The 13,340-nt window shown below is 66.5% G+C and carries 13 protein-coding genes; 6 read left to right on the forward strand and 7 right to left on the reverse strand.

Annotated features, from left to right (window positions below):
* Positions 1–2: 2 nt before the first annotated feature.
* Entirely contained in the window at positions 3–1,601 is a 1,599-nt protein-coding gene (locus AB0M74_RS13290; protein WP_364905870.1) for a carboxyl transferase domain-containing protein, read from the reverse strand.
* A 93-nt stretch (positions 1,602–1,694) separates the two neighbouring features.
* Between AB0M74_RS13290 and AB0M74_RS13295 the strand changes: the two genes are divergently transcribed.
* Positions 1,695–2,288: a TetR/AcrR family transcriptional regulator gene (locus AB0M74_RS13295; protein ID WP_364905873.1), complete on the forward strand. Its 594-nt coding sequence runs from the start codon at positions 1,695–1,697 to the stop codon at positions 2,286–2,288.
* 4 nt (positions 2,289–2,292) lie between these two features.
* Here AB0M74_RS13295 and AB0M74_RS13300 read toward each other — a convergent pair whose 3' ends face one another.
* On the reverse strand, positions 2,293–3,039 hold the full coding sequence (locus AB0M74_RS13300; RefSeq protein WP_364905876.1) for a 3-hydroxybutyrate dehydrogenase: 747 nt from the start codon (positions 3,037–3,039) through the stop codon (positions 2,293–2,295).
* Positions 3,036–4,490: an MFS transporter gene (locus AB0M74_RS13305; RefSeq protein WP_364905879.1), complete on the reverse strand. Its 1,455-nt coding sequence runs from the start codon at positions 4,488–4,490 to the stop codon at positions 3,036–3,038. The genes AB0M74_RS13300 and AB0M74_RS13305 overlap by 4 nt, the downstream gene beginning before the upstream one ends.
* A 142-nt stretch (positions 4,491–4,632) precedes the next feature.
* On the opposite strand from AB0M74_RS13305, the gene AB0M74_RS13310 reads away from it, so the two are divergent.
* On the forward strand, positions 4,633–5,553 hold the full coding sequence (locus AB0M74_RS13310) for a LysR family transcriptional regulator (RefSeq protein WP_364905940.1): 921 nt from the start codon (positions 4,633–4,635) through the stop codon (positions 5,551–5,553).
* Between the two features lie 269 nt (positions 5,554–5,822).
* Here the strand turns inward: AB0M74_RS13310 and AB0M74_RS13315 are convergent, their stop codons facing one another.
* Together AB0M74_RS13315 and AB0M74_RS13320 are read right to left on the reverse strand one after the other, a co-directional pair.
* Complete coding sequence (locus AB0M74_RS13315; protein ID WP_364905882.1) at positions 5,823–6,554, reverse strand: ABC transporter ATP-binding protein; 732 nt, start codon at positions 6,552–6,554, stop codon at positions 5,823–5,825.
* Between the two features lie 162 nt (positions 6,555–6,716).
* Positions 6,717–7,784, reverse strand: coding sequence for an ABC transporter permease (locus AB0M74_RS13320; protein ID WP_364905885.1), 1,068 nt, complete (start codon positions 7,782–7,784; stop codon positions 6,717–6,719).
* A 130-nt stretch (positions 7,785–7,914) separates the two neighbouring features.
* Here AB0M74_RS13320 and AB0M74_RS13325 point away from each other — a divergent pair, with 130 nt between their 5' ends.
* The 4 genes from AB0M74_RS13325 to cobM are packed head-to-tail and all read left to right on the forward strand — an operon-like array spanning position 7,915 to position 11,034.
* Complete coding sequence (locus AB0M74_RS13325) at positions 7,915–9,147, forward strand: sensor histidine kinase (RefSeq protein ID WP_364905887.1); 1,233 nt, start codon at positions 7,915–7,917, stop codon at positions 9,145–9,147.
* Entirely contained in the window at positions 9,144–9,761 is a 618-nt protein-coding gene (locus AB0M74_RS13330) for a response regulator transcription factor (protein WP_364905889.1), read from the forward strand. The genes AB0M74_RS13325 and AB0M74_RS13330 overlap by 4 nt, the downstream gene beginning before the upstream one ends.
* 54 nt (positions 9,762–9,815) lie before the next feature.
* The gene (locus AB0M74_RS13335) at positions 9,816–10,241 is read left to right on the forward strand and encodes a PPOX class F420-dependent oxidoreductase (protein ID WP_364905892.1); all 426 of its coding nucleotides are present in this window, start codon (positions 9,816–9,818) and stop codon (positions 10,239–10,241) included.
* Positions 10,242–10,278: 37 nt separating this feature from the next.
* Positions 10,279–11,034: a precorrin-4 C(11)-methyltransferase gene (gene cobM / locus AB0M74_RS13340; RefSeq protein ID WP_364905895.1), complete on the forward strand. Its 756-nt coding sequence runs from the start codon at positions 10,279–10,281 to the stop codon at positions 11,032–11,034.
* Positions 11,035–11,052: 18 nt separating this feature from the next.
* Here the strand turns inward: cobM and AB0M74_RS13345 are convergent, their stop codons facing one another.
* Both AB0M74_RS13345 and AB0M74_RS13350 read right to left on the reverse strand, forming a co-directional pair.
* Positions 11,053–11,895, reverse strand: a complete 843-nt coding sequence (locus AB0M74_RS13345; RefSeq protein ID WP_364905898.1) for an immunity 49 family protein — start codon at positions 11,893–11,895, stop codon at positions 11,053–11,055.
* Between the two features lie 14 nt (positions 11,896–11,909).
* A complete protein-coding gene (locus AB0M74_RS13350) occupies positions 11,910–13,184 on the reverse strand; it encodes a hypothetical protein (protein ID WP_364905900.1) in 1,275 nt (424 codons plus the stop codon).
* Positions 13,185–13,340: the final 156 nt, after the last annotated feature.

Below are 13,340 nucleotides of genomic sequence, written 5' to 3' on the forward strand. Positions count from 1 at the left end.
GCTCACATCCGGAAGACGCCGTAGGAAACGGGTTCGAGCGGCGCCTGCGCGCAGACCGAAAGGGCAAGTCCGAGTACGGTTCTCGTATCGGCAGGGTCGATGACGCCGTCGTCCCAGAGCCGCGCCGTCGAATAGTACGGATTGCCCTGGTGCTCGTACTGGTCGCGAATCGGCGCTTTGAACGCCTCCTCGTCCGCTGCCGACCACGGCTGTCCGCTGCTGTCGAGTTGATCGCCGCGGACGGTCGAGAGCACCGAGGCCGCCTGCTCGCCGCCCATCACCGAGATCCTGGCGTTCGGCCACATCCACAGGAAGCGGGGTGAATACGCGCGTCCGCACATCGAATAGTTGCCCGCACCGTAGGAACCGCCGATCACCACCGTGAGTTTCGGCACCCGCGCGCACGCCACCGCGGTGACCATCTTGGCTCCGTGTTTGGCGATACCACCTGCCTCGTAGTCGCGGCCGACCATGAATCCGGTGATGTTCTGCAGGAACAGCAGCGGGATCTTGCGCTTGTCGCACAGCTCGATGAAATGCGCGCCCTTCATGGCGGACTCGCTGAACAGCACGCCGTTGTTGGCGACGATGCCCACCGGGTGCCCGTGGATGTGGGCGAAACCCGCCACCAGCGTTGTGCCGTATTCGGCCTTGAATTCATGAAAGCCGCGCTCACCGTTCGATCCGCCGTCGACGAGCCGGTTGATCACCTCACGGACGTCGTAGGGCGTGCGCAGGTCGACCGGCACCACGTCGTAGAGCTCGGATTCCGGCGCTGCGGGCGCGACGGTGGGCAGCACTTCCCACGGACTGGCCGGACGCGGGCCGAGCGTGGCCACGATGCGGCGCACGATGCGCAGCGCATCCTGGTCGTCCTCGGCCAGGTGGTCGGTGACTCCCGAAGTGCGCGAGTGTAATTCACCGCCACCGAGCTCCTCGGCAGTCACCACCTCGCCGGTCGCCGCCTTTACCAGCGGCGGGCCGCCGAGGAAGATCGTGCCCTGGTTGCGCACGATCACCGCCTCGTCGCTCATGGCGGGCACATACGCGCCGCCCGCCGTGCACGACCCGAGCACCGCGGCGATCTGCGGGATCGCCTTGGCGCTCATGGTCGCCTGGTTGAAGAAGATGCGGCCGAAATGCTCCCGATCGGGGAACACCTCGTCCTGGTGCGGCAGATAGGCGCCGCCGGAGTCGACCAGGTACAGGCAGGGCAGCTGGTTCTGCAACGCGATCTCCTGCGCGCGCAGATGCTTCTTCACCGTCATCGGGTAGTAGGTGCCACCCTTGACGGTGGCGTCGTTGGCCACGATCACGCATTCGCGCCCGGACACCCGCCCGATGCCGGTGATGATGCCGGCGCCGGGGGAGTCCTCGCCGTACATCCCGGTGGCGGCCAGCGGGGAAAGCTCGAGGAACGGGCTGCCCGGATCGAGCAGCTGATCCACGCGTTGCCGGGGGAGCAGCTTGCCGCGCGCCACGTGGCGTTCCCTGGCCTTCGCGGGCCCGCCGAGCGCGGCTGTCGCCAGCCGAGCCCGCAGGTCGTCGGTCAGCGCCTGATGCGCCGTGCGGTTGTCGACCGCCGTTTCTACTGCCGTCATCACGCTGTCCTGCCATCCAGTTAGTCGCCGATAACTGGAATTCAGGTTAATCTTGATTAACCGAGATGTCCAGGTCGGCCGAAAGGAGCGCGTGTGACCAGCCTCGAACCTGTCGCGCTCACCCGCAGGGAGCAACTGAAAGCGCAGCGCCGCACGCAGCTGAAGGAGGCGGGTGCGCGGCTCATCGCCGAACGCGGGTTCCTCGGTATGCGTCTCGACGACCTCGGCGCGGCCGTCGGCATCAGCGGCCCCGCGGTCTACCGCCACTTTCCCAATAAAGAGGCGCTGCTCGTCGAGCTGCTCGTCGGTGTCAGCCAGCGGCTGCTCGACGGCGGGAAGGCGGTGGTGGCGGGGATGGGGTCGGCGGAGGAAGCATTGGCGGGCCTCGTCGACTTCCATCTGGATTTCGCGCTCGGCGAGCCCGAACTCATTCGGATCCAGGACCGCGACCTCGACAACGTGCCCGCCGCCGCCCGCCGCGAACTCCGTCGCACCCAGCGGCAGTACGTCGAGATCTGGGTCGCGGTCCTGCGTGACCTGCATCCGGATCTGCCGGAGGAGGTCGCGCGCGTCCAAGCTCACGCGGCCTTCGGCCTGATCAACTCCACCCCGCACAGCGCGATCTCCGCCACCGCGACCCGCGCCCGGCCGGTCCTGCGCCGGATGGCGCTCTCGGCCCTGGGGTGAGCAGTCACCGCGCGCTCCACCCGCCGTCCATGGTGTAGGAAGCGCCGGTCACCATGCCCGCTTCGGCGGCGGCGAGCCAGCCGACAAGGGCGGCGACCTCCTCCGGTTCGACGAGACGTTTGATCGCGCTTTCGGTCAGCAGCACCTGCTCGAGCACCTGCTGTTCGGCGATTCCGTGCGCCCTGGCCTGATCGGCGATCTGCTTGTCCACCAGGGGTGTTCTGACGTAACCGGGATTGACGCAGTTGCTGGTCACTCCGTGCCTGCCGCCCTCGAGCGCGGTCACCTTGGACAGCCCCTCCAGCCCATGCTTGGCCGTCACGTACGCGACCTTGTATTCGGACGCGCGCAGACCGTGCACCGACGAGATGTTGATGATCCGGCCGAACCCCTGCCGGTACATGTGCGGCAGTGCCGCACGAATGAGCAGGAACGGCGCTTCGACCATGAGGGTGAGCAGGTCGCGGAACTGTTCCGGCGCGAACTTCTCGATCGGGTTGATGCTCTGCACCCCGGCGTTGTTCACCAGGATGTCCACCGCGAGGTCCAGGTTCTCCAATGCGGTGACATCGAGAAGGTCCACCGCCCAGGCTTTGCCGTCGAGTTGCGCGGCCAGCGTTTTCGTGCCGACGTCATCGACGTCGGCGATGGTGACCTGGGCCCCGCGTGCGGCCAGTGCGCGGGCGCACGCCGCACCGATGCCGCTCGCGCCACCGGTGATCAGTGCCGAACGTCCTGTCAGATCTGTCATTTCGCTTCCACCGGGGTGGTTTCGGCCGGTGTCGTCGCGGCCGGTTCCGTCGCGGACGGTGTCGACGCGGCCGGCGTTGCCGCGGCCTCCGCGGCCAGGGTTTCGGCGTCGGCGAGGTCGACGCTCTCCAGGTCGATGCCGCTGGTCTCCCTGGCGAAGTAGACGGCGATCGCGGTGACGGCGGCGGCCCCGGCCAGATACCAGGCGATCGGGACGGCGGAACCGAATTCGTCGAGTAGCCGCACGGCGACGATCGGCGCGAGCGAGCCTGCCACGATCGAAGTGACCTGATATCCCAGTGAAACACCGGAATAGCGCATCCGCGTCGGGAACATCTCCGCCATGATCGCGGGCTGTGCGGCATACATCAGCGCGTGGAACACCAGGCCGATGATTATCGCGGACATGATGACCGCGTTGTGCCCGCTGTCCATCATCGGGAACGCGAAGAAGCCCCAGGTGCCCGCGGTGATCGCGCCGACGAAGTAGACAGGCCGCCTGCCGAATCGGTCGCTGAGTCGGCCTGCCAGCGGGATGGCGAGCAAGTGCACCGCGTGCGCGGCAAGCAGCCACCAGAGGATTGTCTTGGTGTTGATGCCGACATGCACCTTCAGATAGGTGATCGTGAACGTGACGACCAGGTAGTACATGATGTTCTCGCCGAATCGCAGGCCCATGGCGGTGAAAACGCCACGTGGATAACGCTTCAGCACCTCGAGAACGGTGAACGAGCCGGCCTTGATCCGCTCGACCTGCTGCTGCGCCTCGACGAAGATCGGTGCGTCGGTGACCTTCGTCCGGATGTAGTAGCCGACGAGCACCACGACCGCGGACAACCAGAATGCGACTCGCCAGCCCCAACTGAGAAACGCTTCATCCGAGAGCGTCGAGGTCAAGGTCAGCAGCGCGACCGTGGCGAGCATGTTGCCCGCGGGTACGCCTGCCTGTGGCCAACTGGCCCAGAAACCGCGGCTCTTGCTCGGACTGTGTTCGGCGACGAGCAGCACCGCGCCACCCCATTCACCGCCGACCGCGAAGCCCTGGATGAATCGGAGTGTGACCAGAAGCGCGGGTGCCAAGTAACCGACTTGGCCGAAGGTCGGCAGACAGCCCATCAGGAATGTCGCGCTGCCCACCAGCAGCAGGCTGAACTGGAGCAACTTCTTGCGACCGTAGCGGTCGCCGAAGTATCCGAAGACGATGCCACCGAGTGGGCGCGCGGCGAAGCCGACCGCGTAGGTGACGAAGGCGGCGAGGATGGCGTCGAGGTCGCTGGTGCCCTTGGCGAAGAACACCTTGCTGAAGACCAGCGTCGCGGCGGTGCCGTAGAGGAAGAACTCGTACCACTCCACGACCGTGCCCGCCATCGACGCGGCCACCACTCGCCGCAGGCCCGCGGGCACTCCGCCGGGATCGCCGCCTGTCGGCCGCAACGCATTTCGCACGCTCATCGAACTTCTCCTTCATGACCGGGGCCACCTCTGGACCTCACATGTGATGGCCCCCACAATTTCATGGTCAGACCGAGTATTCGTGCAGATATCTAGGACCGCAATGTCCAGATGTGCACGACATATCTGCAAGAATGCAGATATGAGCCCGGTGTCTTCGGGGGCCGATCGCCCGAGCGCGGATGATCTGCTGGTTCTGCTCGCGGTAGGCAGGTCCGGCCGCTTCGTGTCGGCGGCCGAAGAACTCGGCATCAACCACACCACGATCTCGCGTCGAATCGCCGCGTTGGAGCAGACGCTGGGCGGGCGGGTGCTCGCCCGCGCCAGCGGCGGTTGGGAGCTCACCGACCTCGGGCGGGAGGCACTGGCCGCCGCGGAGGTGGTGGAATCGGCCGTCAAATCGCTCACGGTCGACGCGGGCGGTGCGCGGGTGCTGGAAGGCGTGGTCCGGCTTTCGGCGACCGACGGTTTCAGCGCCTATCTCGCCGCGCCCGCCGCCGCCGAAGTGCGGCGGCGCCATCCGAAGATCGCCGTCGAAATCGTGGCGACGACACGACGGGCATCCCAACAGCGTTCGGGACTGGATATCGAGGTGGTGGTGGGCGAGCCGCAGGTGCACCGCGCCAAGGCGATACACCTTGCCGACTACTGCCTCGGGCTCTATGGCTCCAGGGACTATCTGCGCGAACGCGGAACGCCGCACGACATCGATGATCTGGCGCGGCACCCGCTGGTCTACTTCATCGATTCGATGTTGCAGGTGGATGACCTCGATGTGGCCTCCAGCTTCGTGCCCGCGATGCGCGAATCGGTGGCATCCACCAATGTTTTCGTGCATGTCGAAGCGACACGGGCGGCGGCGGGACTCGGCTTGCTGCCCTGTTTCATGGCCGACCGGCACGACGACCTGGTGCGCGTGCTCCCCGACGCGGTGTCGATTCGGCTCGCGTATTGGCTGGTCACCCGCACCGAGACGCTGCGCAGGCCGGAGGTGGCCGCGGTGGTCGACGCGATTGGTGTCCGGCTGCGCGAACAGCGTGACGCCCTGCTGGGCGTGCGGTGAAATCACCGGTTGCACGGATCGGCGAGTGCGGGATCCATATTCGAAGTGGCGCAGGATGTTCGGTAGGTCTCGAACTGGATGGAGATCGGCAGCCTGCTCAGGCCGCCACTCGGTGAATCGCCTTCCCGATCCGCATGGCCACCAGCGTCATGGGTGCGGGCACCCGGCGGCGCGCGGCATCTCATCGATGCCGCCGCGTCCTGCTTCCCGGGGCGGCGCTGACCATTCGATGGCGGCTGTCCTGACTCGGGCCGCGCCCGATTCCGTTGTCAGGCAACGCGGGTGATGGTGCGGTCGATGTCGAGGGCACCGTCGACCATGCGATAGACGGCGTTCATCTGATGCAGGTGGGTGCGGTCGTGGGTGACGAGCAGGGTGGCGGCGCGGTGATCGTGGACGACGGTGAGGATCAGGTCGATGATGGCGGCGCCGCGTTCGGAGTCGAGAGCGCTGGTCGGTTCGTCGATGACCAGCAGTGCGGGGTCGTTCATCAGCGCGCGGGCGATGTTGACGCGCTGGCGTTGGCCGCCGGAAAGCTGGGCGGGGCGTTTGGTGTGCTGGTCGGCGAGACCGACGGCATCGAGGAGTTCCATTGCCTTGGTGTGGGTTTCGCGGCGACGCGACGGTGGGGTGAAGAGGTGCTGGCCCAGGCGTGACATCACCTCGAGTTGTTCGACCGCGGTGAGGGCCGGGATCAGATTCGGCTGTTGGAAGACAATGCCGATGGACGAACGGCGCAGCGCCGCCGCCTCGCGTCGACTCAATGTCACGAGATCGACTGTGCCGTGTGCTGTTTCGAGATGGATACGGCCGGAGTCGGGCCGGATCAGTGTCGACACGGTGGCGAGCAGGCTGGATTTGCCCGAGCCGGAGGGCCCGGTGATGGCGGCGATCTCGCCGCCGGTCACGTGCAGGTTCACTTGGTCGAGCGCGGTGAGTCTGCCTGTGCCGTCCGGGTACGTGAGGGTGACATCGTCGATGGTGAGTGCGGTGGCGGTCATCGGGTGTTCGGCGCGGATTCTCCCTCGTGCACCGGGAGCAAAAGCGCCATCCTCCTTTCAGAGGTTGGGCGGGGAGGCTTTGTAGGCGGCGGGGTCAGCGGGAGTGAGCTGACAATCCCGCCTGCACACCGGGGAAGCGTTGAGGTCCAGCGGCCTCGTAGGTCAGCGCGCCGCGTTGAGCGCGGTGAGCGGGTCGGTGGTGAACAGGAAGCGCAGCGCGAAGGCGGCGCCGAGTAGGCCGAGTGCGATCAGGGCCACCGCAGGGAGCAGGGTGGTGGTGAGGGCGAGCACGAACGGCAGCGCATCGCCCAGAAATGTGGCTGCGACCACCGTGATTCCGAGGCCGAGCGTGACACCGACGGCCAGCACTGTCGCGGCCTGCGCGAGTGCGTCGCGAACCAGGGAACCGGATGTCGCGCCGAGCGCTTTCAACGTCGCGATGTCGGGAGCGCGCTGGACCGTCCACACGGTGAAGAAGGCCCCGATGACCAAGGCAGAGATGGCGAACAGCAGCACCGTCATCAGTGTCAGGGAACCGTTTTCGGCTTGGTATGCGCTCAATGCCGACAGCGAACCGGAGACGGTGGTCGTGGTGGTGTGGGCAGTGGTGTCGACAGCGGAGATATTCGGGATGCCCGACACCGCGAGCACCGTGGCGGTCCCGCCGCGCGGGCTCACCGACTGCCAGTCCGCGAGGGTCGACCAGACCACCGGAGTGTGGCTGTACCAGTCGTCGCCGCCGACGGACGCCACGGTGAATGTTCCGGTGCCGAGGGTGACTGTGTCGCCGGTCCGTGCGTCGAGAGCCGCCGCCGCGCCGGAGCTGAGCACCACTGTGCCCTGCTCGGTTGCGACACGGTTGCCGAAAGCGGCGCCCGCAGCGCCGAACAGAGCAACCTGAGCGGACTCGCCGGCGGACCGGCCTACCACCGCCGCCTCGGCATGGCTGATGCCGACCGGGTCGACGGTGCCGTCCGGGCCCGCGGCCGCCTGCCAGGTCTCGACCTGTCGACTGGTCAGTGCGGAGGCGTCGAACGACGGATCGGCACCGGTGTCGGCGAACACGATGGCGTCGGCGGAGATGGACTCGACGGCCGAGATGTTCTGGTGCGCGAGCCCGGCCGTGAGCCCGCTGAGGAAGCTCACCAGGACGGCCACCAAGGTGACGACCAGCGTGATGAGCAGGAAACGGCCGCGTGCGGCCCGCAGATCCCGGAGTGCGACGAACATGCCTCCACCCTGCTGTGCGTCGGCCCCGCTGCCATCGCGCACGCGATGGAGTACGGGCCGATCGAACGGTGGCCGGTGTTTTACACCTTTCGATGGATGCCGCTGCGGTAGCCGCACATAAGCTGGCAACGTGCATTCGTCGCCGCTCACCCCTGTCTTCACCGCGCTGCGGTTGGGACTGCATGTGCTGGTGACAGCGTTGGCGGTGTTGATAGCCGTGCGGGCGCTGCTGCCGGGTGCCGCGCATCCGGCCGCGGTGCTCACGCTGACCGTTGTATTCCTGGTGACCTACTTTGCGGGCGTACTACCCGGCTCCAGTCCACGGGCGATCGGGCTCTGGCTGCTGGCGCTCACGGTGCTGTGGCTCGGTCTGGTCGTGGTCGCACCCGATGCCGGATACCTCGCCTTCGGCCTGTTCTTCCTCTACCTGCACCTGTTGCCGCGTCCGTGGAGTCTGCTCGCGGTGGCGAGCGCGGATGCCGTGGCGGTGGTGGGTTTCGGGCTGCACCGTGGCTGGTCGGTGGCCGGTGTGATCGGCCCGATCCTCGGCGCCGCCGTGGCGGTGGGTATCGGGCTCGGCTATCAGGCGCTGTTCGGTGAGTCCGCCGACCGGCAGCGACTGATCGACGAATTGCTCAGCACTCGAGCGACTCTGGCGGATCAAGAGCGCACCGCGGGCAAGCTGGCCGAGCGGGAACGGTTGGCGCAGGAGATCCACGACACGGTCGCGCAAGGGCTGAGCAGTATCCAGCTGCTGCTGCACGCCGTGGAACAGGCGGCGCCGGATCATCCCGCGCTGCATCGGATTCGGCTCGCCAGAGAGACCGCAGCAGAGAATCTGGCCGAAACCCGAAGGCTGATAGCCGAATTGACGCCCGCCGCGTTGGAAGGGCAGTCGCTCGCCCAGGCGCTGGAACGAATCTGTCTGCGGGCCGAGGGGCCAGGGCGCACCACCCAGATGGTGATCGAAGGTGTCCCCGAGCGGCTGCCCATGCCTGTCGAGGCCGCGTTGGTGCGGATCGCCCAGGGTGCTGTCTCGAATGTCGTCCGCCACGCCGGCGCGAGCCGGATGCGGCTCACCCTCACCTACGCCGATACCGACGTGTATCTCGACGTGGTCGACGACGGCATGGGCATCGACCCCGCCGTGCTGGAGCGTGCCCCGTCGGGCACCTTCGGGCTGGCGGCGATGCGCAGCCGAGTGGAGCAGCAGGGCGGAACCCTGGCGGTCGAGTCCGAACCCGGCCATACCGCCGTCACCGCCGCTTTCCCGCTCGACTCTGGCCCTGTCGAATCGAATTCGACTGCATCCCTCTCGAATTCGGACGAATCCGATTCGATCGACCAACGTGATCGCTCATGATCAGACTGCTACTGGCCGACGACCACGCCATCGTCCGCGCCGGACTGCGTGCCCTGCTCGAGAGCGGCGACGAAATCACCGTTGTCGGTGAGGCGTCCACCGCCGAGGCGGCTGTCGCCTTCTGCGCGACAACACCGGTCGAGCTGGTGCTGATGGATCTGAGCTTCGGCGCAGGCCGCTCCGGCGTCGACGCGACCACCGAACTGCGCGCCTTGCCCACCCCACCGAATGTGCTGGTAGTCACCAACTACGACACCGACGCCGACATCCTCGGCGCTATCGAGGCGGGTGCCTGCGGCTACATCTTGAAAGACACCCCACCCACCGAATTGCTCGCCGCGGTCCGTTCGGCGGCCGCAGGGGAGAGTGTGCTGTCTCCCGCGGTGGCCTCCAAACTGATGACCCGCGTCCGTCGGGCCGACACCACGCTGAGCCCACGCGAGATCGAGGTGCTGCGTCTGGTGGCCGATGGCCGATCCAATCGTGAAATCGCCAAAGAATTGTTCCTCAGCGAGACCACCGTCAAGTCCCACCTCGTGCACATCTACGCCAAACTCGGCGTCCGCTCCCGCACCTCGGCAGTAGCCCGCGCCCGCGAACAAGGCGCGATCTAGCCCGGGGTGTGCGGACGGCGGCGAGGTCTGGGGAGGGGCTCTAAGGTGGGGTTCATGGCCTCACTGTCGGATCCAGATGTGCGTGAATTCCTCTCCAACGGCACCAAGACGGCGAAGGTGGCGTTCGTCGCCGCCGACGGTCGCCCGATCGTGACTCCGGTCTGGTTCGTCCTCGAGGGCGAGGAGATGGTGTTCAACACCGGCAAGGGCTCGGCCAAGGGCAAGGCTTTCGCTCGCGATCCCCGGATCGCGGTGTGCGTGGATCTCGAGGAGCCGCCCTACGGTTCGGTCCAGATTCAGGGCACCGTCACCCTGTCGGAGGACCTGGACGAACTCGTCCGCACCGCCACCGAAATCGGCGGCCGCTATATGGGCGCCGACCGGGCCGAGGAATTCGGCAAGCGCAACGGTGTCCCGGGCGAGCTCGTGGTGCGGGTGCGACCGACCAAGGTCATCGCGCATTTCGACGCGACTGCCTGAGTCATGACGGACGAGGGGTCTGCATAGACTCGGCCGCATGACCGTGCACTTCATCGGGGCCGGGCCCGGCGCCGCCGACCTCTTGACGGTGCGCGCCGTGCGGCTGCTGCAGACTTCACCGGTTTGCCTGTACGCGGGCACCTATCTGGATCCGGAGGTGCTCGCGCACTGCGCGCCCGACGCTGAACTGGTCGACACCCAGCATCTGGATATCGACCAGATCACCGGCCACTTGGTCCGCGCACACGAATCCGGCAAGGACGTCGCCCGACTGTGCTCGGGCGACCCGTCGATCTACTCGGCGCTCACCGAGCAGACCCGTCGCCTCGATGCCGGCCACATCCCATGGGACGTCACCCCTGGCGTTCCCGCCTACGCCGCGGCGGCCGCCCTGCTCGGCGCCGAACTGACCGTCCCGGAACTCGTCCAATCGGTCGTGCTCACCCGAACCCAGGCCCGATCGACGGCGATGCCCGAATCCGAGGCCTTGGCGAATTTCGCCCACACCGGCGCGACAATGGTTCTGCATTTGGCTATCACCAGGATCCGCACGCTCGCGGCCGAACTGGCCGTCGACTACGGCGCCGACTGTCCGGCCGCGGTGGTGTACCGCGCGAGCCAGCCACAGCAGTTGATCCTGCGTGGCACCCTCGCTGATATCGCCGACCAGGTCGAGGCGGCGAAGCTCAGGCAGGCCGCGATCATCCTCGTCGGCCGAGCTCTCACCGAAGGTCAGCTCTGCGCGGGATCACACCTCTACGATCCGGCCCGTGGCCGCCCGGTCTCGAGTTGATCGATAGGCTGTTGTTCCTCAGCGCCCGAGCCACACGCCGTTGAGCAGACCGGCGGGTAGGTAGTCGGACTCGACCTCGATCGGGATACCGACAGCGCGAGCGAGGATCGCGATGGCCAGGGGTGCGGTCGCGGCGAAGCCCACGGGATTCTCGGCCAGCTCCGGCACCTCCCAGTAGGTGCGGTGCATGGTCAATGCCTCGGCGAGCGCGTTGTTGAAATTCTCGGCGTCCCGTCGAAGCAGGTAATAGAACATCTGCACCGGGGGAAACGCAATGAACAGCATGAAGTCCCGTGGCGTGTATCGCGCTGCCTCGGGTTCGGTCAGTCGCATGACCGTCTTGAACAATTCGGGCGGAACTTCTTCGTGCCGGAGAAAGCACTGCACGGTTTCCAGCCATGGGTAGACATAGTCGTCGACCTGGACGCCACTGGCGCGAATCGTGTACTGACCGACCGCGCACAATTCCTGGATACGCTGCTGGTTCTGGGTGATGACCGCCAGCCACGCCGCGCCGATCCAGTCTGTCGGGCCGCTGAGGCGATTGGGGCCGAGAGCGGGCAGCTCGTGCGGTGCGTCGATGGTGTAGCGCACCATGCCGTCGGAGATACGGGAGGCGGCGAAGACCGCATTCGCCGCCTGCGATGCGAGTACGGCCGCATGCCATGTTTCTTCGTCGCAGGCTCGGGAGTCGACAGCCAGCAAGTACCTCAGCCGATCGGCGCTGCGGCGACGGACAGCACTGAGCGCGTCGGCGTCGTTGTCGATGTCCTCGAGAGCCGAGGAAATCAACAATCGACCGGTCTCCGCGCGGCCGCGGGCGAAGTCCGTGTCGATGTGGTGTCTGTGAACACTGCGCATCCCGATGTACATCCTCACTCGAGGGGGAATCGTGGCTGGTAGTTGTATCCATCGAATGGTCGGTACTTCCAGCCGTCGAACTCGTGATCTGGTCCGCTTTCATCGACCTGGGAGCGGACTTCAAGATAGTCCAAACGCCCATCGCGGTTTGCTTTCCGCAGTTCTTCTGCCAGCAGAGCCTCGCTGTCGCTCCGGCGTTCCATCGCCTGCAACGTGTCCTCGAAATAATCGGGATGGCCCTGTTGCACGACTCGAATGCCGTCATCACCGTGCAGGGTCCGCTCACTGGCAGGGCCACTGGGGGCCTTGGCTTCGTGGATGACGTAATCGGGCGGATCCCCGTCCTGATAGTCGACCTTCCAGATCTGATCGAAGTTGCTCTGGCCCGGGGTGCCCTCCGAGTGCATCGGCCGGATTTCGGCGAACACCTTGCCGGTGTCGGCGTCATAGGCTTGCAGAGTTTTTCTGCTCGTATGGCTCGGGTCGAACTCTCCGCCGTCGGCATGCCTGAACTCGATCCGCGCATCCGGGAACGCGGCGGCGAATTGGCCGTGCACGCGCTCTCGGATGGCATGCGCGGAGACCTGCTCGCCGAACCGTTCGGAGACTTTCGTCTGCGTGCGAATGGTGTCCGACCGTTCCGCGGAACCCTCCAGGGTGTCTCGACGGGCCGCGGCGGCGGCCTCCATTGCCTCTTGCCGTCTCGATAGATGGCTGTCGATCTCGCGGTAGTCCGCCGGACGCCAGCCCTGAGTACCGGGGTAGCCGCCGGGCGCGACATTGGTGTCGCCGGGCAGCGGTCTGAGAATCCTGGATCGATCTTCGTCGAATCCGAGTGACTCGGCCGGCGGGCGATCCGATTTGAACTTCGGTACACCTTTGTCCAAATCGACCGGCGGCGGGCGCATTCCGTCGGCGTCCGGACTGCGATTGAATCTGACCACCAAGCTCACGCGTCCGTCGGCTTCCTGGCGCACGTGATAGTGGCGTTCGATGTAGTCGATGTCGGCGATCTTCTGGTTCGGCGTCATGCCGGTCACCCGTCCGGGCAGCGCCCGCCAATCCTGGGGATCCCTGAAGACCGTGGGCAGGTTCAGATGATCGAGCGCTCCCATGGCATTGACGTCGCCGGCGCCGAGCCCGTCGGCGTCCTCGTGTACGCCCGATCGCAGTGGTCTGCTGAAGTCGCCTATTGCCCTCGCAGTGGTGTCGCTCGCGGTGTCGGCGGCGTTGCGCATACGCGCCAGGGCCAGCCGGATCGCCTCGATGACCTCTTTGCTTACCGGCATCCGACTGCGCCGAGATCGATGGCTGCGGCACGATTCGGCCGTGCACGTTGTCCTCGGCGGTACGTCAGGTGGACACCCCCGGAATTCCCCACGTTGGCAGGCTAATCGGGTCGGTGATCCGACGGAGCCCCTCGCCTTCCCAGTTTGGGGGAGCTC

It is taken from the genome of Nocardia sp. NPDC051463 (genome assembly GCF_040681975.1).
Taxonomy (GTDB): Bacteria; Actinomycetota; Actinomycetes; order Mycobacteriales; family Mycobacteriaceae; genus Nocardia.